The organism is Tenacibaculum retecalamus, from assembly GCF_027941755.1.
GTDB classification, from domain to species: domain Bacteria; phylum Bacteroidota; class Bacteroidia; order Flavobacteriales; family Flavobacteriaceae; genus Polaribacter; species Polaribacter haliotis_B.
This window is the reverse complement of the sequence record NZ_CP115916.1, coordinates 213,617-232,662: the sequence shown is the minus strand read 5'-3', so window position 1 is coordinate 232,662 and position 19,046 is coordinate 213,617. Positions and strand designations below refer to the sequence as shown.

Sequence of the window (19,046 nt, the reverse complement as noted above, 5' to 3'; positions counted from 1 at the left end):
ATATTATAAAATTCAATATGAAATCATTAAATAATTTCCTGGCTGTTATCATCATCATTTTAACAGTTTATTGGGCCTCTAGCGATACAACTCCTGTAATTCCATCTGCTAATAAAGAGTTTAAAACCACTGATTTTTCTTTAAGTAATGCACTGTTTCATTTAAGAAACATTTCTAAAAGAGCACATCATACTGGATCTCCAGAACATAAAGTTGTACAAGATTATATTGTTAACGAGTTAAAAGAATTAGGTTTAACCACCGAAATACAACAACAAACAGTTATCAATAAAAAATGGAGAGCAAGTACTACGGCTCAGAATATTATTGCAAAAATTAAAGGTAGCGGAAACGGAAAATCACTATTACTTTTAACGCATTACGATTCGAATCCACATTCTTCTTTAGGTGCCAGCGATGCTGGATCAGGAGTAGCAACAATTTTAGAAGGGCTTCGTGCTTATTTAGCTAAAAACGAACAGCCAAAAAACGACATTATTATTCTTTTTTCTGATGCAGAAGAGCTAGGATTACTTGGCGCTCAGGCTTTTGTTGAAAATCATCCTCTTGCCAAAAATATCGGAATGGTTTTAAATTTTGAAGCCAGAGGAAGCGGAGGTGCTAGTTATATGCTCATGGAAACAAACGGAAAGAATAAAAAAATATTAACCGAATTTTTAAACTCTAATCCCAATTATCCAGCTGCAAACTCATTAATGTACAGCATCTATAAAAAATTACCCAACGATACTGATTTAACAGTTTTTAGAGAAAACGGGAATATAAACGGATTCAACTTTGCCTTTATTGATGATCATTTTGATTACCATACTGCGCAAGATTCGTACGAAAGACTCGACAGAACAACTTTACAGCATCAGGCGGAATACTTTACAACTTCACTTAATTATTTTGCAAATTCAAATTTAACAAACACCAATAGTGATGTAGATTATATTTATGTAAACTTTCCTTTCATGAAACTTTTAAACTATCCGTTTTCATGGGTTTTTCCGATGTTTTTAATTGCCTTACTAATTTTTATCGCACTTATTTTCTTCGGATTAAAAAAAGCTAAAATAACAGTTCATGGTGTCGTAAAAGGATTTATTCCTTATACAATCGCACTTGTTCTTTGTACTGGTATATCTTACGGATTATGGCAATTAATTTTACTTATCCATCCAGAATATGCGGATATATTACACGGCTTTACTTATAACGGATATCAATATATAATTGCTTTTATCTTACTAAATTGTTGGCTTTTATTTAAAATATACAATAAATTTAACGAAGAGAAAACTACCGATCTTTTTATTGCGCCTATTTTTATCGGGCTCGTTTTAAACCTCTTTATTACACAATATTTACCAGGTGCTGGATTTTTTATCATCCCTATTTATGTAGCTTTATTAATTTTAGGGATTTTAATTTTTATGGATCTAAAGGCAAAATCAAAAGCTACTTTGTTTGCCATAATTTCTATTCCTACAATTTACATGATTGTGCCTATGATCCGATTATTTCCGGTAGCCTTAGGATTAAAAATATTGTTTCTATCAGCTTTTTTATTAGTCTTAGTCTTCGGATTTATACTACCAATTTTTCATCAACAAAAAAAGAAAAATGGTTGGCAAACTATTACAGGGTTAGCAACGATTTTCTTCTTCGGATTCGCAACTTTTAATAGCGGATTTTCAATCGACAAGAAAAAACCAAACAGCATTGTTTTTATTCAGAATTCTGATAATAATACTTCTTATTGGGCAACCTATAATAAAACTTTAGATGGTTTTACCAAACAAGTTTTTGAAGATGATTATATCGAAGGAAACATTCCATATACAGAAGGAAAGAGTAAATACAACACTACTTTTAGTTATCACAAAAAAGCAGAAAACAGAAACTTTAGTATTTCTAACATTGCTATAAATCAAGATACAATTATTAACAATGAAAGATTGTTGAATTTTACCATTACCCCAACACGTAAAATTAACCGATACGAATTTATAAATAATGAGAATATTACCTTAAAAAACTTAAAAGTAAATGGCGCTTTATATGATGATGGTAATAAATTTGTTGCCGATATAGGTACTTTATTAATTTATCAAATGGCAAATTCAGATAAAGATCTTACGGTATCTTTTACGATCGATAAAAATGTAAAACCTAACCTTACTTTAAATGAAATATCTTACGATTTATTATCAAACAGAAAATTCGATTTAAAACCGCGAAGTGAAATTATGATGCCAATGCCATTTGTGGTAAACGATGCTATTATCTGTTCTAAAAAAATTAAGTTATAAAAAAAAGCGTCCAACTAAGTTTAGTTGGACGCTTTTTTTATCGTTTTAATAATGTACTAATCTATGTGAGAAACACGCAATGTGTTTACCATTCCTTTTGCTTTTACAGGCATAGATGATAAGTTTATCATAAAATCTCCTGTCTTCACAAAACCTTTTTCTTTACATATTTCATTAATATCTTCAAGCGTATCGTCGGTACTTAAATCACGATCGTAATAATACGCTCTAACACCCCATAAAAGATTTAACTTACCTAGTATTCTTTTTTCTGAAGAAAAGGCTAATACGTGCGATTTTGGTCTCCATGCGGAAACCTGAAATGCGGTGTATCCACTATTTGTTAAGGTAGTAATTGCTGCTGCATTAATATCATCTGCCATTAAAGCTGCGTGATGACATACCGATTTTGTAATAAATCTATTGGTACGAATATGTGGCGCTTCTTGAGGCACTTTTATCAAATCAGAATACTCAACACTTCCAATAATTTCTGTCATTTTTTTAATAACACGTATTGGGTGTTTTCCTACGGATGTTTCTCCAGAAAGCATTACTGCATCTGCTCCATCCATAATTGAATTTGCAACGTCGTTTACCTCAGCTCTTGTTGGCACCGCATTTTCTATCATCGTTTCCATCATTTGCGTAGCAATAATCACAGGAATTCTTGCTTGCTTAGCTCTTCTTACCAACATTTTTTGAATCAACGGAACATCTTGCATAGGTACTTCTACACCTAAATCTCCACGAGCAACCATTAATCCATCACAATACGGAATTAAAGCATCAATATTTTCAACAGCTTCTGGTTTTTCAATTTTTGCAATTACCGGAACTCTGTATCTCGATTTTTGCTTAATTAAGTCGCGTAACATTCTTAAATCCTCTGGGTTTCTAACAAATGATAATGCAATCCAATCTACTTCTTGTTCTAACGCAAAAATGGCATCTTTTTTATCTTTTTCGGTTAATGCTGGTAACGATATATTGGTGTTTGGTAAATTAACGCCTTTTTTAGATTTTAAAGTACCTCCTACAATTACCTTGGTGATTACTGCTGTTTTTTTATCCGTAGAAACTACTTCAAATAATAACTTACCGTCATCAACCAATATTTGCTCACCTGCTTTTACGTCTTTCGGAAAACGCTGATAAGTCATAAAGGCCTTTTCTTTTGTTCCGGTACATTCTTCTGTCGTGAAAGTAAAAGTATCGCCTGCTTTTAACTCAACGCCATCATTCATTACACCAACCCTAAGTTTAGAGCCTTGTAAATCGGCTAAAATTGCTACATTATATCCTCTCTCTTCATTAATTTCTCGTATTTGACGAATACGTTCTTTTACATCATCATAATCAGCATGAGAAAAATTAACTCTAAAAACATTTACTCCAGTAGCTGCCATTTCAGCTAAAATTTCTTTCGTATTTGTTGCAGATCCTAAGGTGGCTACAATTTTTGTTTTTTTGTTGTGTGGCATAATTTAAAATATTAAAAAGTCTTTCGACTTTAAAGATTCTACCTCTACTTCGTATGAGGTAATAATTTGCGGAATTTTATTTATTTTTTCTATTGTTTTCACAATATATTCAAAATTAAAATCTCCTGTTATTTTTAAAAAAAAATCAACTTTTTTTTTCTCTGGAACAAGACGTGTAATTGAATCGCTCTCATTAAAAAGGCTTGTTGACACAGTTTTACGGGTTGACTTATATACATTGGTTATTAAAAACCAATCACAATCTAATGTTATATCTACATACTCATATACTGAATAAAAAGATTGATGATTTTTTTGGGTGAAGTCTAAATCGTAATTCGCTTTACGAAACTTTACATGCAAATATTTATTTAATAAATATGCTAACTTACATTCATCTAATACTGTGTGAATGCCTATTAATGCATAATCATTAGTAGCGAATTCATTAATATTCAATGTATAACTAGTCATAAAAACAAGTATTTGCTTTTAGCTAAATTACTGAATGTATCTAAAATATAATGTAAAATTTACGAAAAGGTTTTCGCGCTAATGTTAAGAGTTTTCCATTTGACTTTGCATTGCAAAATACACTCTTTTCGCAGCTATTTCTTCTGCTTTTTTCTTTGAAGTGGCTCTACCCTTACCTATAATATTTCCGTCAATACTAACTCGAACACTAAAATGTTTCTTATTTTGATTTCCAGAATCTTCGTAAGATTCGAACTTATACTTTTTCTTGTTCTTTTGACACCACTCAATAACATATCCTTTATAGCTAGATATTTTACCTTCTAATCTTTCAATATCTACATAAGGTAATACTACTTGATCGTAAATAAATTGATTGCAATAATTGTAACCTCTATCTAAATAAATAGCACCAATTAAAGCTTCAAAAATATTACCGTAAATATTATTGCTAATATTAGCTTGAGAGATATTACTTTTTATGAATCGAATTAAATCTAAATCTTTTCCTAAAGTATTTAAGTGTGCTCTACTTACTACTTTCGATCGCATTTGAGTTAAGTATCCTTCGTCTCCTTCCGGTACTTTTTTATACAAATAAGAGGCCATTACTGAACCTAAAATTGCATCACCCAAAAACTCTAACCGTTCGTAATTAATAGGGTGTCCTTTTTCATCAACTAATTTTAAAGACCTGTGTGTAAACGCTTTCTTATAATGCGAAAGTGTTATTGGTTTAAAATTAAGCAGCTCTTTTAATTCGTAGTAAAAAACTTCATCCTCTTTGTTTTGGGGCTTAACGATTCTACGAAGAAAATTCATGAGAAATTAATCTAGTTTTCTAAAGACTACACAAGCGTTATGACCTCCGAATCCAAATGTATTACTCATTGCAACTTTAATCTCTCTTTTTTGAGGTTTGTTTAGCGTTAAGTTTAACTCTGAATTAATATTCTCATCAACGTTAACGTGGTTAATCGTTGGTGGTACAACACCGTGTTCCATTGCTAATATAGATGCAATAGATTCAACAGCTCCGGCAGCACCTAATAAGTGACCTGTCATAGATTTTGTTGAATTAATGTTGATGTTTTTAGCATGCGCTCCGAAAACTTCAGAAATAGCTTTTAACTCAGCAACATCTCCTAAAGGTGTAGAAGTACCATGTGTATTAATATGGTCTACATCTTCTGGTTTTAAACCTGCATTTTCAAGGCAATTTTTCATTACAGCAATAACACCAATTCCATCAGGATGTGGTGCTGTCATGTGGTAAGCGTCAGATGACATTCCTCCACCAATAACTTCTGCATAAATTTTTGCTCCACGTGCTTTTGCATGTTCATATTCTTCTAACACAAGTGCCCCTGCTCCCTCTCCTAAAACAAAACCATCACGTTCTGCATCAAAAGGCTTCGAGGCAGATTTATGGTTTTCATTATTAGTAGAAAGTGCGTGCATTGCATTAAAACCTCCAACACCAGCATATGTAATAGCAGCTTCACTACCTCCTGTTACAATAACATCACAATGTCCAAGTCTAATATAATTTAATGCGTCTATCATCGCGTTTGCTGATGATGCACATGCAGATACCGTTGTATAGTTAGGTCCCATAAATCCATTTTTAATAGATATATGACCTGGTGCGATATCAGCAATCATTTTAGGTATAAAAAATGGATTAAATCTTGGTGTACCATCTCCGGCTCCAAAATTCATAGCTTCGTTTTGAAAAGTTTCTAAACCTCCAATACCAGCTCCCCAAATTACACCTACTCTAAATTTGTTAATTTCGTCTAGATTTAACTTCGAATCTACTATTGCTTCATCTGAAGCTACCATAGCATATTGCGTAAATCTATCCATTTTACGCGCATCTTTCCTGTTGATAAAATCAGTCGCGTTAAAGTTTTTTAACTCACATGCAAAACGAGTTTTGAACTTGGCAGCATCGAAATACGTTATAGGCGCAGCTCCGCTAACTCCGTTAACTAAGCTATTCCAATACTCTTCTTTATTGTTTCCTATTGGCGTTAATGCGCCAAGTCCAGTTACTACAACTCGTTTTAATTGCATATAAATTATTTTTTAGCTTCTTCGATATAGCTTACTGCTTGACCTACTGTACCAATGTTTTCTGCTTGATCGTCTGGAATTTGGATATCAAATTCTTTTTCGAATTCCATGATTAATTCAACAGTATCTAAAGAATCTGCTCCTAAATCGTTTGTGAAGCTTGCTTCGTTTGTTACTTCGTTATCGTCTACTCCTAACTTGTCTACGATAATCGCTTTTACTCTTGATGCTATGTCTGACATAATTTGTTTGTTTTAAAGTTTAAAATCGAGGCAAAAGTACGAATCTTAACTATTAATTCTAACTTTTGCTCAAAAATGTGTGGTCTAATATAAAAAAAATATTGAATATTTTGCTACAAACACCACCGTTGTTAATAATTATTCTTTTTTTTGTAGCAACAAAATACCATAATTAACATGAAACGTATCGTAATTTTTGCTTCTGGTTCTGGTTCTAATGCTGAAAATATTATTAAATACTTTCAAAATTCCAATATTGCTACCGTTACTCACGTATTGTCTAACAATGAACATGCCAAGGTTTTTGATAGATGTGAACGTTTAAATATAGATGCTTCGTTATTTGACAAAGAGAACTTTGTAAAAGAAGATACTATTTTAAATTTTTTACAAGTTGAAGCCGATATAATTATACTTGCAGGATTTTTATGGCGTATTCCGGCTAAAATAGTTACTGCTTTTCCTAATAATATAATAAATATTCACCCTGCATTGCTACCAAAATATGGTGGTAAAGGCATGTATGGTATGAATGTTCATAAGGCTGTAAAAGAAAATAATGAAACCGAAACTGGTATTACAATTCATTATGTAAACGAAAATTACGACGAAGGTGCTATAATTTATCAAACGAAAACTAATGTGCTTTCTTCAGATTCAGCAGATGATATCGCAAATAAAATTCATATGTTAGAGCAAGAACACTTTCCTAAAATTATAGAAAATGTAATTTTAGAAAATGTCTAAAAAAATATTACGTTGTTTGGAAGGGTAAAAAAACAGGTGTTTTCACTTCGTGGAATGTTTGTAAAAAACAAATTACCGGATTTGAAGGTGCCCAATACAAAGCTTTTATAGATAAAAAAGCAGCCGAAATTGCTTTTACTAAAAACTACAGTGATTATATAGGTAAAGAGACTAAAAAGGTTGTTTTATCCACTGAAGAAAAAGCTAGTTACGGAATACCGAATTTAGAAACTATTGCTGTTGATGCTGCTTGCGCTGGAAATCCTGGTGTGATGGAGTATCGTGGTGTTTTAACAAAAAGCAAAAAAGAAATTTTTAGAATGGGCCTTATAAAAAAGGGACTAATAACATTGGTGAATTTTTAGCTTTGGTACATGGAATAGCACTCTTAAAGAATAAAAAAATGGATACTTATCCTATATATTCTGATTCTAGAATAGCAATGAGTTGGATTAAAAAGAAACAATGTAGAACCAACATAACTTTTGACGCAAGTAATAAAGACATCTTAGATTTAATAAAACGTGCCGAAAAGTGGTTAAAAGAAAATACTTTTAAAAACCCTATATTAAAATGGGAAACTAAAGCTTGGGGGGAAATTCCTGCTGATTTTGGTAGAAAATAAAATAACCGAGTAAAACACCCGGTTATTTCTATTTTTTATATAAATACGAACTCTTTAAAGCTATTTAACAGCCATTTTTGTTTCTTCTCTCCAAGTCTGAACGCTAGCAATAACATTATCTGTATAATCTATCTCTTTTAAACCGTCTTCTTTCCACATAAACCATTTACCTACTTTTTTGCCCGCTTCATAATGTGCAATTGTTTTCTTGCTTCCTTCAGTATCAAAAGAAATCCAGGTTCCTGTTAATTTTTTATTTTTGAAAAAACCCTGTTCTTTTACCTTGCCGTCTTTATAAAAATAAGTTGCTTTTACTAAATCTCCTGACTTTTCAAATTTTGGCGCTTTATCCTGAGCTTGCAATAATGAGACTGATAAAATACAAACAGCGATTACTAATTTTTTCATATCTAAATTTTTTATAATTAACACTTATAATCCAAATATATGAATTATTTTACAAATAAGAAACATTTACATGACATTAATTTAACATTGAATTTTTGTAACTTCTTTTTTATTTTAAAAAGCCATAAATTTATCTAATTTAATTCCACCTTTACATTATGAACATTACACAATACATATTCGTCGGTCTCGTAGCTTTAATTCACATATACATTATGTTTTTAGAAATGGTTTTATGGACAAAACCTAAAGGGATAAAAACATTCGGTTTAAAAAACAAAGAATTTGCAGAAGAGACAAAAGTACTGGCTGCTAACCAAGGCTTATACAATGGTTTTTTAGCCGCAGGTTTAATTTGGGCTATGATTACTCAAAAATTAGATGTTGCCATTTTCTTTTTACTCTGTGTTTTTATTGCTGGCATATACGGAGCTTATTCAACAAAAAAACCAAGAATTTTTATCATTCAATCAATACCTGCTTTAATTGGTATTTTATGGTTGATACTGTAAATTGCGCTCATTATAAAAATAAATACTACTAATTATACATTTTATTAATTTTTAAATTTTACACATGAAAAAGTATTTAGACCAAATTCAAAACCTACTCGTAGAGTACTCTCCAAAGGCTTTAACGGCTTTGGTTCTTTTAATTGTCGGATTATTTGCTATTAAAATGATTGTTAAGGTCTCTAAAAAAGTGATGAATAAGCAACATGTTGATTTAACACTTCAAAAGTTTTTAGGCGACTTACTTAGCTGGTCGTTAAAAGCCTTGCTTTTTGTTACTGTAGTTTCGCAATTAGGAGTTGCAACTACTTCTTTTGCTGCTATTATTGGTGCTGCAGGTTTAGCCGTTGGTTTAGCTTTACAGGGTTCACTTTCTAACTTTGCTGGTGGTGCTTTAATAATGATATTTAAACCTTTTAAAATAGGCGACTTAATAGAAGCTCAAGGAATTAAAGGTGTGGTAAAAGAAATACAGATTTTTACCACTCAATTAAATACGGCTGGTAACAAATTAGCGATTATTCCAAACGGTACACTATCAAATGGAAATATTATTAATTACACTGCAGAAGGAAAATTGCGTGTAGATTTAACTTTTGGCGTTTCTTACGATGCTGACATTAAACAATCAAAAGAAGTTTTAATGCAAGTTTTAACAGCAAATCCTAAAGTATTAAAAGACCCTGCTCCTTCTGTAAATGTATCTGAACTAGCAGATAGCTCAGTAAACTTTGCTGTTAGACCATGGGTTAATGTAGCAGATTACTGGGATGTTTATTTTGAAACTACCGAAAATGTAAAATTAGCACTAGATAAAGCTGGCATTGAAATTCCATATCCTCATGCTGTTGAAATTCAAAAAGAAGGTTAAACTTTCTTTTTTTCAGGAATAGCAATAAAATCTTTTAGATAAAAAGGCTCAAAATAAGCGACATCTTCGATGTCGTTTTTTTGGTACTTATCATAACTTAATTTTGCCATTTCTTTTGCTGACGGAAATTTATCGTCAATAAAAAATGCATTATTATGAGTAATTACGTCCTTACATTTTGCAGCTCCATCACCTAAGAAATAAACTTTCCCTTTTGATAACTCTTCTCTAAAAGAATCTTCATCAATTATTTCTGCTTTGATTTCTCTTACTTGTTCGTAATTTGGGTTGTACACTGCAGCATACACTTCCATTCGTCGTGCATCTAACATTGATACAATCAATCCTTCTTGGATAGAAATACTGTAGGCTAGCGATTTTAAAGTTTCTATAGAAATTAATGGTTTATTTATCGCAAAACACATTCCTTTTGCTGCTGAAACACCAATACGAAGTCCCGTATACGAACCTGGCTCTTTACTTACAGCTACTGCGTCTATCCTTTCTGAAGTAATATTTACTTCCTTTAAAAGTTCTTGAATAAAAGGGTGTAATTTTTCTGCATGCGAATAATTACCATCATTTAGTTCTCTAATTGCTAAAACCATTCCGTCTTTTGCTAAACTAACAGAGCAGTTTTTTGTTGCAGTTTCTATGTTAAGTATCAATGCCAAATTCTAAAAATTTAGGCAAAGATACTCTTAAAAAACAAAAAACTCATCAGCTAAAAAGTGATGAGTTTTATTGTATATAAATTATTTTTTTAATCTAATAAGATATCTTCTCCGTAGTAAAACTTTAATACTTTGGTTGTAAATACGTAGTTGTATTTTGCTCTAATTAGTGCGCTTTCAGCATTTACTAAACGATTACGAACCTGATCATAATCAAATTGCGTCATCGAACCATAATCATAACTTACTTGTGCATTTTTAAAAGCTTCTTTTTGTGCTTCTAAAGAAATTTCTGCTGCTTCAAATGATTTCGATGCTGCTTTTGCATCTTGAAAAGATTTTTCTATTGTTTGCTGCAATTGCAATTTCTGACTTTCTAACCTTGTTTCAGTAATTAATTTACTAATTTTTGAACGCTCTACACTCGCATCGGTCTTAAATCCATTAAAAATTGGAATACTAACATTAAAGCCAATACCGTACCCTAAATTGTTATCTAATTGAGTTAAAAAATCTGTGTTAGAAAAACCTGTTGGCAAATCTAAATTATATCCATAATTCGTTCCAACATTTCCTGATGCTGTAACAGATGGCATATACGCCGATCTTGCAATCGCAATAGAAAGATCTGCATTCTCAATATTTAATTTTGCTCTAGTTATTTCTGGCCTGTTAGTTAATGCCTTTTTATATACTTCCTCTGAAGTACTGTAAAGCATTGCAGCAGATGGTGAATCTATTTCAATTTTTGCTACATCAAAACCATTAAAAGGCACTTGTAATAACTGTGAAATATTAAGTAATGCTAAATTTAAAGCGTTCTCTTGAGTAACTAAATTCTGTACATCGTTTGATGCTGTAGATTGCACATTTAACAAATCACTTTTAGGAACTGCTCCTGCTTCAAACTGTGCTTTTGCACGTTCAATTTGCTTTTTACTAATAGCTGCTTGCGTAGTTGCAACAAGTAAATTTTCTTTAGCAAACAAAGCGTTTAAATACGAGTTAACAACACGTAAAGCAATATCATTCTCAATCACTTCTAAATCTAACTTACTTCCTTCTACACCTAATTTTGCCTGCTTATAAGTATTTAACACTCTATAACCGTTAAAAACTGTAATACCTGTAGATAAACCAAAAGAACCACCAAAATTACTTGTAGAAACTCTATCTTGAGAAACTGGATCGAAACCAGAACCAAATCTTAAATTACCTCCAGTAGAACCACTTAAAGATGGTAATTTATTTCCTCTAGCACTTTTTACATCAGCTTCAGCAATATCAATATTAAGCATATTCTGCTTTATTGTAATGTTGTTTTCTAATGCGTGATTAACACATTCTTTAAGTGTCCATTGTTTTTGAGAAAAACCAGCTAGCGTAGTAAATAAAGCTGCGGCTATTACAAATTTTGTTTTCAAAACGAATATTTTTTTGTTCATTATAATTAGTCAATTGATGTTCCAAAAAAGAAACAAACAGTAACAAGTTGTTTTAAAGCTAATTACCGTAATTAATTATTTTTCAACTGTTTGATTTCGAACATTTACAGTTCTGAAACTGAACAATTGTTTTAGTTTTTTTTATATGACGACTAAAAGCAGCATATGTTACAAAAAAAACGCACTAATTAAAATATTACTTTTTAGCCATTTTTTTATGGCGATAAATAAAGTAAGATAAAACACCTACTAAAATATAAGGGAACACCATTAAATAGGTAATTCCGTTATTAACACCTTCAGCCATCGTTTCGTTTCCTCCTTCTACTACTGCTTTACACATAGCACACTGCGCAGATGCATTTACAGAAACAATAAATAAAACAAATAAGATATTTTTTTTATACATAATATGGAGATATCATTAAATACACAACTACACCTGTTACTGCAACATACAACCATAATGGAAATGTAATTTTTGCTATTTTTTTATGTTGAGGAAAATTACCTAAACGTGCTCTCATAAATGTTATTAATACAAAAGGTATTACTACTATTGATAATACGATATGAGTAAATAAAATAAATAAGTAAATATACTTTACAACGCCTTCCCCTCCAAAACTTGTAGAATCTGAAGTCATATGATATGCCACATACATTACTAAAAATAATACTGAACAAATAATTGCGGCAGTGGTTAATTGTTCGTGTAATTTCTTGTTTCCTTTTTTAATCGCTACTACAGCGGCTATTAATAACAATGCTGTTAATCCGTTTACACTCGCATAAATTGGCGGTAAAAAAGATAATGGTTCAACATTTGGTATTTTAATTCCGAATAAAGCAGCTACAGCTAATGGAATTACAACTGAAACTATGGTAATCAGTTTTTTATATTTTTTTTCTTCAGTGTTCATACTATTCTTTTAAAAGTAACTTAATATCTTGTTTTAATTCTGTAATTTGATTTCCAAAACCATGTTCATCTAATGCTCGATAGTACATGATCGGATTTCCATGTTCATCGTAACGCGAACGGATATATCCGTTTTTATCAACCAAAGCAAATAAACCCGAATGCTCAAATCCGCCATGAGAAACCTCACCCTTACCCGCAAATAGTTTAAAGCCTTCATTAGATAAATCATAAACAACATCCTCTGATTTACCTGTTAGCAAATGCCAATTTTTATGGTTAATTCCGTTTTTAAGTGCGTATTGTTTTAATTGATTTGGCGTATCAATATCTGGAGTGATAGAAAAAGAGGCTATTCCGAAATTAGGGTTTCCCATAAATTCATTTTGAATGGTAACCATTTCTGCATTCATTAAAGGGCAAATTGTGGGACAAGTAGCAAAGAAAAACTCTACCACATATACTCTACCTTTAAAATCATCATTATTAATTGTTTTTCCATCTTGATTTACAAACTCAAAAGCAGGTACTTTATTAAATTTATGTAAATCGGCAGTTTGAAAATGTTTTATAATTTTTGGTACGGCATAAATACCGAACAATAAAATAATAAAAGAAATGCCTACGTATGAATACTTATTTTTTTTCATTTGAAATGCTATTTTTTCTTCGGTCGTCACTGCTGTTATTCTTCTTCAATGCTAGTTTATACTCAACTAAAACAACACTTATGTCGTCAATCATATCGTTTTTAAGTTCTGCTACAGATTTCATCGTGTATCCGAATAAATTTTTATCTTCTAAACTATTAATTGTCGATTTACCCCTTCTTAAATTAAGTTCTTTATCGATAATATATGCTTTTTGTGAACGGAAATTTGCATCTAAAGGGCTTGGCGTTTTAAAACTTTCGTGTAAAGCTTCCATTTCTTCAGCTGACGCAAAAACGAAATCCCATCTACTTAAATCTACATTAACACTTAACATTTCTTTTAAGTCTTCTACAGCTTCTTTTTGACTCTCATCAACTAAAGAAATCATTTGAAAACTTACATAATTAGAGAAATTCTTATAAATTTTTTCTTTTAAATTATACACTTCTCCTTTTACTAAGTCGATATCATTTCCTAAAAAAGTAACTACGGTAACTCTTTTATCAAAGGTAAAATTCTTATCAATTAAAGAAACATCAATAACGTTTTTAGATACTACTGGTAGTTTTCCAAAATTATGTGTACCTAATTGTAATAAAACATAAAACAACAAAGGCACTATAAATAGTGCAAATAAGACAATAAACTTTTTAGTTTTACCCATTTCAATTCCAAATTAAAGTCAAAAAAAGGTGGTTAAAACCACCTTTTTTTTAAAAATATTATTTGATTACCATTTTACTAATGGCGCTAATGTTTCATTTAAATAATCTCCTTCTATCAATACTATAAATAATAAATAAGAAACTAAAAAGACGAGTATCCAAACGATTGATCTTCTAAACCATTTTTTTTCACCCTCTAAATGCATAAATGCCCAAGCAATATAATATGCTTTTACTAATGTTAAGATAATAAAAAACCAGTTTAACCAACTTGTTCCCCATCCATGTAAATGCATTGCATCTGGTTTAACAATACCAAAAGCTACTTCTACAGTGGTTATAATTGTTAAGATTGCTAAAACAATCCAAATTCTTTTTTTATTTGATTCCTGTGCGTGACCCATTTTTAATATCGCTTTTAAATTATACTAAGTAGAAGAAGGTAAATACAAATACCCAAACTAAATCTACAAAGTGCCAATATAAACCTACTTTTTCAACCATTTCATAATGTCCTCTACGCTCGTAAGTTCCTAAAACTACGTTAAAGAATATAATGATATTAATGATGATTCCTGATAATACGTGAAAACCATGAAAACCTGTAATAAAGAAAAAGAAATCTGCAAATATCGGATTACCGTATTCATTTACTTCTAAATTAGCTCCTTCAACAACTTGTTTTGCTAAAGCTAATTTCTCTAAACTTTCTGTTCTTGATAGGATTATCTTTTGTTTCGTTTCAGGATTTAATCTTTCTGTTCTAATTAACAAAGAAGGATCTGCTTTAAAAGCTTCTTGAATTTGTGCTACTGAATATTGAGAAATTGTTTCTTCCTTTTCAAACCACACTCCGTTTTCACGAGTATGTTGCACTCTATCATCTTTTCTCTCTGCATGCACAAAATCTGCTAAAGCGATTTGATGACCATCTTTTACGAATTGTAAGATATGATTGTTTGAAGTTTTAACTGCTCCATAAGAACCGTTGATAAAGTTTTTCCACTCCCATGCTTGAGATCCAACGAAAATAATTCCGAAGATAATCGTAGCAAACATATACCAAGCTACTTTCTTTTGTTTCATTTGATGACCTGCATCAACTGCCAGCACCATTGTTACTGATGATACAATTAAAATAAATGTCATTAACGCTACATAATACATCGGTGCGTGTACACCATGCAATCCCGGAAAGTGTGTAAACACTTCATCGGCAATTGGCCATGAATCAATAAACTTAAAACGTGTTAAACCATACGCTGCTAAAAACCCCGAAAAGGTTAATGCATCAGATACGATGAAAAACCACATCATCATTTTACCATAACTAGCGCCAAATGGTTTTTCACCACCTCCGCCCCAGGTTTCTTTTTTATCAGAATTTACAGCATTATTTGCTTCCATAAATCTCTTTTTGTTAATTTTTGTTAAAACAGTGCGCCAAAATTACGCATTTTTCATCATCTTATGAAATAGAAAAAGAAAAATAGATAAATCCATAAAACATCTACGAAATGCCAAAAGATGCCACCTAACTCAAACCCAAGCATATCCGCTGCTGAATATTTCTTTTTAAAATGATTATAAATTACTACTAGCAATACAATTACACCCGCTAATAAGTGTAAAATATGCATAAATGTTATTCCTAAAATAAAAGATGTAGACACGGTACTTTCTGGCCTGTAAAATACAATCCAACAGATTTTAATTCATTAAAACCTACATATTGATACCATACAAAGCCTAAACCCAACACTAAAGTGGTTACTAAAAGCCCAAATGACGCCTTTAAATTATCTTTTTTTAATAATTTTTGAGAAAAAATTAATGTAACACTACTCAATACAATTAAAACTGTACTGATGTAAAATGCCTGTGGTAAATCGAAAGTAACCCAATCTTCTCGGTTCATACTAATAACATAAGCACTTGTTAATCCTGCGAAAAACATTACCATACTTATCATCGAAATCCACAACATTGGTTTTGCAGATTTTCTTTTACCTTGTTTTAATTCTTCTTGTAACGTTTGTTCACTCATTAGTGTAAAAATTTATCTACCACATAAATTATGGGTACGATTGTAATATAAAAAACACTTGCCAACATTAACTTTCGGGCATCAGTATTTTTTTCTGATTTATATAATTGAAAAGCATAATACAACATTAACAAACCTAATAATAAAACTATGACAGCAGTTAATGGATAAATATATAAGTTACCTGTTACTTTTAACACCGGAGCAACCGACATTAAAATCATAATACAGGTATAAAAAATTATCTGTACAATAGCTCCTTTGTCTTTTTTATCCATAGGAAGCATATGAAGGCCAGCTTTATTATACTCTTCGAACTGTAACCAACCTATTGCCCAAAAATGTGGAAATTGCCAAAAAAACTGAATCATAAATAAAAAACCTGCTTCAACACCAAACTCGCCTGTTGCTGCAACCCAACCTAACATAAAAGGAATTGCACCAGGAATAGCACCTACAAAAACAGCTAAAGGCGTTACAGCTTTTAAAGGCGTATAAGCACTTGTATATAAAAATATTGAGATTGCACCAAATAAAGCGCATTTAGGATCTATTGCATATAATATTCCAATACCTGCAATCGTAAAAATTGTTGCAATTATTAATGCAAAAGTTACACTCATTCTACCAGCTGGCAAAGGGCGATCTTTAGTACGCTGCATTAACGAATCGATATCTTTTTCTATAACTTGATTAAAAGCATTAGATGCACCTACCATTAGATAACCACCTATTGCTAATAATAAAACTACGGTATAATCAATTGTTTCAGCTCCTAATAAATAACCAGTAATAGATGTAAAGACAACACTAATGGATAAACCTATTTTGGTTAATTGCTTAAAATCGTTAAATACTGATTTTAAAGAAGGTTTAGTATGTATAGGTGAGATAGAATCCACTTTTAGTTTTATTTTTTGCAAAGATATTTCTTTCTTCTTTAATGACCATAAAAAAAAATAGTAATCGAAATATAAAAAAAATTAAAAACTACTTTGTGGTTTAAAAAAAGGTGTTATATTTGCACCCGCATTCAGAGTAATGCAACGTTCTTTAAAATAATTTTTGACTACGCGAAAGTAGCTCAGGGGTAGAGCATCACCTTGCCAAGGTGGGGGTCGCGGGTTCAAATCCCGTCTTTCGCTCTGAGACTTTCTTAAAAATATACCAAATTTGATTGTAGTACAATCAAATCACGCTGAAGTGGTGGAATTGGTAGACACGTTGGACTTAAAATCCAATGACCCTTGGGTCGTGCGGGTTCAAGTCCCGCCTTCAGTACTAAGCCTCGCTTTAATTAGCGAGGTTTATTTTAAGAAAGCAGTCAAAAACATATACATATACCAGCTGAAGTGGTGGAATTGGTAGACACGTTGGACTTAAAATCCAATGACCCTTGGGTCGTGCGGGTTCAAGTCCCGCCTTCAGTACTAAACCTTAACATTTATTTGTTAAGGTTTTTTTATTTTTAACACTTCCATAGCAGTTTACAACCTCTTTTTTTATACAGTTTTTCTTTGTTTATTTTTATCAACTAATAAATTATCTAAAAGAATAAACAACAATCCTTTTTTACTAAATCATATCATTAACTCTCGTTTTTTAAAAAATGGAATATTCTTTGTAATCTATTAATAAAAGAAACGTCTAAAGCATCAGATTAAAATAACAAACCATGCGCAAACTACTTTTAGTAATAAGCTTAACTTTTTTTATAAACTCCTTCGGACAAACAAGTGTTTTTAATACTTTATTAAAAAAGCATGTTAACAGTACTGGATTTGTAGATTATAAAAACCTACAAAAAGAAGAAGCTAAACTTGATTCTTATTTAAGCTATTTAAACAAAACGACACCTCAAAGAAATTGGTCGGCAGCAAAAACCAAAGCCTTTTGGGTAAATGCCTATAATGCTTACACTATAAAAATAATCTTAGACAACTACCCTTTAAAAAGTATTTTAAATATTAAACAGAAAGGAAAAGATGCTTGGAATATTCCGTTTGCAAAAGTTGGAGGCAAGACATATACTTTAAATTATATTGAGCATCAAATTTTACGTAAAAAATTTAACGACCCTAAAATTCATGTAGCCGTAAATTGTGCTTCTGGTTCTTGCCCGCAATTAGGAAATTTCGCTTTTACAGAAGTTAATTACGAAAGTAAAACGGACGAATTAATGAAAAAGTTCATTAATGACGCTAACAGAAATAAGATAACTGCTAATAAAATACAGCTCTCAAAAATTTTCGAATGGTTTAAAGGTGATTTTACCAAAAAAGGTTCACTAATAGATTTTATTAACAAATATTCTAATATCAAAGTAGCTACAAAGGCAAAAACCAGCTTTTTAAAATACGATTGGAGTTTAAACGGAAAATAGCTCGTATTACTACTTTTAGCTACAGAAATTCTGAAAACAATTTGTATTTTTACTCCTCAACCTAAAGAAACACATGTCAAAAACATATTACGATCCTGCCGATTTACGTAAGTTCGGAAAAATAACAGAATGGAACGAGGAACTTGGAAACAAATTCTTTGATTATTACGGAAAAGTATTTGAAGAAGGCGCTTTAACTGCTCGTGAAAAAAGCTTAATCGCCTTAGCTGTTGCACATACAGAACAATGTCCATATTGCATAGATGCGTATACAAAAGATGGCTTAGAACGTGGAATCACCAAAGAAGAAATGATGGAAGCGCTTCATGTTGGTGCTGCCATAAAAAGCGGTGCAACTTTAGTTCATGGAGTTCAAATGATGAACAAAGTGAATAAACTTGAAATGTAATTATTTTCAAAAATGACTCCTCGAGCACAGTTGAAAGGTAATATTTAGGTTTCGACTGCACTCGACCTGAAAGAATTCTAAAATATTA

Annotated in this window: 21 protein-coding genes, 3 tRNA genes and 2 pseudogenes; 10 read left to right on the top strand and 16 right to left on the bottom strand. The window is 31.4% G+C overall.

From position 1 onward, the window contains the following. Positions 1-17: 17 nt before the first annotated feature. Entirely contained in the window at positions 18-2,318 is a 2,301-nt protein-coding gene (locus tag PG912_RS01110; RefSeq protein ID WP_275688146.1) for a M20/M25/M40 family metallo-hydrolase, read from the top strand. A 56-nt stretch (positions 2,319-2,374) separates the two neighbouring features. On the opposite strand, the gene pyk is transcribed toward PG912_RS01110, so the two are convergent. From pyk to PG912_RS01085, 5 genes are all read right to left on the bottom strand, one after another. Then, positions 2,375-3,802: a pyruvate kinase gene (gene pyk / locus PG912_RS01105; RefSeq protein WP_275688145.1), complete on the bottom strand. Its 1,428-nt coding sequence runs from the start codon at positions 3,800-3,802 to the stop codon at positions 2,375-2,377. A 3-nt stretch (positions 3,803-3,805) separates the two neighbouring features. Continuing rightward, complete coding sequence (locus PG912_RS01100) at positions 3,806-4,276, bottom strand: IPExxxVDY family protein (protein WP_275688144.1); 471 nt, start codon at positions 4,274-4,276, stop codon at positions 3,806-3,808. 84 nt (positions 4,277-4,360) lie between these two features. Beyond that, entirely contained in the window at positions 4,361-5,098 is a 738-nt protein-coding gene (gene rnc, locus PG912_RS01095) for a ribonuclease III (protein WP_260585251.1), read from the bottom strand. A 6-nt stretch (positions 5,099-5,104) separates the two neighbouring features. Continuing rightward, the gene (gene fabF / locus PG912_RS01090) at positions 5,105-6,355 is read right to left on the bottom strand and encodes a beta-ketoacyl-ACP synthase II (RefSeq protein ID WP_275688143.1); all 1,251 of its coding nucleotides are present in this window, start codon (positions 6,353-6,355) and stop codon (positions 5,105-5,107) included. Positions 6,356-6,360: 5 nt separating this feature from the next. Beyond that, positions 6,361-6,597, bottom strand: a complete 237-nt coding sequence (locus PG912_RS01085; RefSeq protein ID WP_068702406.1) for an acyl carrier protein — start codon at positions 6,595-6,597, stop codon at positions 6,361-6,363. 177 nt (positions 6,598-6,774) lie between these two features. On the opposite strand from PG912_RS01085, the gene purN reads away from it, so the two are divergent. Together purN and PG912_RS01075 are read left to right on the top strand one after the other, a co-directional pair. Then, positions 6,775-7,344 (top strand): phosphoribosylglycinamide formyltransferase, encoded by a 570-nt coding sequence (purN, locus tag PG912_RS01080; RefSeq protein WP_275688142.1) that lies wholly within the window; start codon positions 6,775-6,777, stop codon positions 7,342-7,344. Then, a pseudogene (locus tag PG912_RS01075) lies at positions 7,344-7,969 on the top strand (ribonuclease H1 domain-containing protein); the annotation flags it as partial. The gene purN and the pseudogene PG912_RS01075, both read left to right, overlap by 1 nt. A 60-nt stretch (positions 7,970-8,029) precedes the next feature. Here the strand turns inward: PG912_RS01075 and PG912_RS01070 are convergent. Continuing rightward, entirely contained in the window at positions 8,030-8,377 is a 348-nt protein-coding gene (locus tag PG912_RS01070) for a toxin-antitoxin system YwqK family antitoxin (protein ID WP_275688141.1), read from the bottom strand. A 158-nt stretch (positions 8,378-8,535) separates the two neighbouring features. Between PG912_RS01070 and PG912_RS01065 the strand changes: the two genes are divergently transcribed. Continuing rightward, entirely contained in the window at positions 8,536-8,889 is a 354-nt protein-coding gene (locus PG912_RS01065; RefSeq protein WP_275688140.1) for a DUF1304 domain-containing protein, read from the top strand. Positions 8,890-8,953: 64 nt separating this feature from the next. Further along, positions 8,954-9,760, top strand: coding sequence for a mechanosensitive ion channel family protein (locus tag PG912_RS01060; protein ID WP_275688139.1), 807 nt, complete (start codon positions 8,954-8,956; stop codon positions 9,758-9,760). Here PG912_RS01060 and tsaB read toward each other — a convergent pair. From tsaB to cyoE, 10 genes and pseudogenes are all read right to left on the bottom strand, one after another. Beyond that, entirely contained in the window at positions 9,757-10,434 is a 678-nt protein-coding gene (gene tsaB / locus PG912_RS01055; protein WP_275688138.1) for a tRNA (adenosine(37)-N6)-threonylcarbamoyltransferase complex dimerization subunit type 1 TsaB, read from the bottom strand. The genes PG912_RS01060 and tsaB overlap by 4 nt on opposite strands. An 89-nt stretch (positions 10,435-10,523) precedes the next feature. After that, positions 10,524-11,858: a TolC family protein gene (locus PG912_RS01050; RefSeq protein ID WP_275688137.1), complete on the bottom strand. Its 1,335-nt coding sequence runs from the start codon at positions 11,856-11,858 to the stop codon at positions 10,524-10,526. Between the two features lie 217 nt (positions 11,859-12,075). Next, positions 12,076-12,288, bottom strand: coding sequence for a hypothetical protein (locus PG912_RS01045; RefSeq protein ID WP_275688136.1), 213 nt, complete (start codon positions 12,286-12,288; stop codon positions 12,076-12,078). Then, positions 12,281-12,802 carry a DUF420 domain-containing protein gene (locus PG912_RS01040; RefSeq protein WP_275688135.1) on the bottom strand — a complete coding sequence of 174 codons (522 nt, stop codon included), beginning with the start codon at positions 12,800-12,802 and terminating at the stop codon, positions 12,281-12,283. The genes PG912_RS01045 and PG912_RS01040 overlap by 8 nt, the downstream gene beginning before the upstream one ends. Position 12,803: 1 nt before the next feature. Then, positions 12,804-13,451, bottom strand: coding sequence for an SCO family protein (locus tag PG912_RS01035; protein WP_275688134.1), 648 nt, complete (start codon positions 13,449-13,451; stop codon positions 12,804-12,806). Further along, positions 13,438-14,118 carry a hypothetical protein gene (locus PG912_RS01030; RefSeq protein WP_275688133.1) on the bottom strand — a complete coding sequence of 227 codons (681 nt, stop codon included), beginning with the start codon at positions 14,116-14,118 and terminating at the stop codon, positions 13,438-13,440. Before PG912_RS01030 ends, PG912_RS01035 begins: the two co-directional genes overlap by 14 nt. Positions 14,119-14,184: 66 nt before the next feature. After that, positions 14,185-14,523, bottom strand: coding sequence for a cytochrome C oxidase subunit IV family protein (locus tag PG912_RS01025; protein WP_260585265.1), 339 nt, complete (start codon positions 14,521-14,523; stop codon positions 14,185-14,187). 19 nt (positions 14,524-14,542) lie between these two features. Continuing rightward, positions 14,543-15,526 (bottom strand): cytochrome c oxidase subunit 3, encoded by a 984-nt coding sequence (locus PG912_RS01020; protein ID WP_260585266.1) that lies wholly within the window; start codon positions 15,524-15,526, stop codon positions 14,543-14,545. Between the two features lie 56 nt (positions 15,527-15,582). After that, positions 15,583-16,166, bottom strand: a pseudogene (locus PG912_RS01015) (cytochrome c oxidase subunit 3). Continuing rightward, positions 16,166-17,059, bottom strand: a complete 894-nt coding sequence (cyoE, locus tag PG912_RS01010) for a heme o synthase (protein WP_408648422.1) — start codon at positions 17,057-17,059, stop codon at positions 16,166-16,168. Before cyoE ends, PG912_RS01015 begins: the two are co-directional and overlap by 1 nt. 180 nt (positions 17,060-17,239) lie before the next feature. Between cyoE and PG912_RS01005 the strand changes: the two genes are divergently transcribed. The 5 genes from PG912_RS01005 (at position 17,240) to PG912_RS00985 (ending at position 18,958) form a co-directional block, all read left to right on the top strand. Beyond that, positions 17,240-17,311: transfer RNA gene (locus PG912_RS01005), tRNA-Gly, on the top strand. Positions 17,312-17,363: 52 nt separating this feature from the next. Continuing rightward, positions 17,364-17,447, top strand: a tRNA-Leu gene (locus PG912_RS01000). Between the two features lie 65 nt (positions 17,448-17,512). Beyond that, positions 17,513-17,596, top strand: a tRNA-Leu gene (locus PG912_RS00995). Between the two features lie 245 nt (positions 17,597-17,841). Next, entirely contained in the window at positions 17,842-18,549 is a 708-nt protein-coding gene (locus PG912_RS00990) for a DUF547 domain-containing protein (protein ID WP_275688131.1), read from the top strand. Between the two features lie 73 nt (positions 18,550-18,622). Beyond that, positions 18,623-18,958, top strand: coding sequence for an arsenosugar biosynthesis-associated peroxidase-like protein (locus PG912_RS00985; protein WP_028888674.1), 336 nt, complete (start codon positions 18,623-18,625; stop codon positions 18,956-18,958). Positions 18,959-19,046: the final 88 nt, after the last annotated feature.